The sequence below is a fragment of the Streptomyces sp. NPDC054757 genome (assembly GCF_053612185.1).
In genome coordinates, this window is the sequence record NZ_JBSHBW010000063.1 from 1 (window position 1) to 1061 (window position 1061).

Consider the following 1061-nt stretch of genomic DNA (forward strand, 5'->3'; position numbering starts at 1 on the left):
TCTTCGGGGTGGCGAAGCTGAGAACTTAAGCGCCAGTAAACGGCGGTGGTAACTATAACCATCCTAAGGTAGCGAAATTCCTTGTCGGGTAAGTTCCGACCTGCACGAATGGCGTAACGACTTCTCGACTGTCTCAACCATAGGCCCGGTGAAATTGCACTACGAGTAAAGATGCTCGTTTCGCGCAGAAGGACGGAAAGACCCCGGGACCTTTACTATAGTTTGATATTGGTGTTCGGTTCGGCTTGTGTAGGATAGGTGGGAGACTGTGAAGCGGCCACGCCAGTGGTTGTGGAGTCGTCGTTGAAATACCACTCTGGTCGTGCTGGATGTCTAACCTCGGTCCGTGATCCGGATCAGGGACAGTGTCTGATGGGTAGTTTAACTGGGGCGGTTGCCTCCTAAAGAGTAACGGAGGCGCCCAAAGGTTCCCTCAGCCTGGTTGGCAATCAGGTGTTGAGTGTAAGTGCACAAGGGAGCTTGACTGTGAGACCGACGGGTCGAGCAGGGACGAAAGTCGGGACTAGTGATCCGGCAGTGGCTTGTGGAAGCGCTGTCGCTCAACGGATAAAAGGTACCCCGGGGATAACAGGCTGATCTTCCCCAAGAGTCCATATCGACGGGATGGTTTGGCACCTCGATGTCGGCTCGTCGCATCCTGGGGCTGGAGTCGGTCCCAAGGGTTGGGCTGTTCGCCCATTAAAGCGGTACGCGAGCTGGGTTTAGAACGTCGTGAGACAGTTCGGTCCCTATCCTCTGTGCGCGTAGGAATATTGAGAAGGGCTGTCCCTAGTACGAGAGGACCGGGACGGACGAACCTCTGGTGTGCCAGTTGTCCTGCCAAGGGCATGGCTGGTTGGCTACGTTCGGAAAGGATAACCGCTGAAAGCATCTAAGCGGGAAGCCTGCTTCGAGATGAGTGTTCCCTCCCCCTTTGAGGGGTTAAGGCTCCCAGTAGACGACTGGGTTGATAGGCCAGATGTGGAAGCCCGGTAACGGGTGGAGCTGACTGGTACTAATAGGCCGAGGGCTTGTCCTCAGTTGCTCGCGTCCACTGTGTT

The 1061-nt window shown here is 55.6% G+C and carries 1 rRNA gene; it reads left to right on the top strand.

Features of this window, described 5'->3' with window-relative positions:
• Window positions 1-1039 (top strand): 23S ribosomal RNA (locus ACWGKJ_RS34860); the annotation flags it as partial.
• Window positions 1040-1061 lie beyond the last annotated feature (22 nt).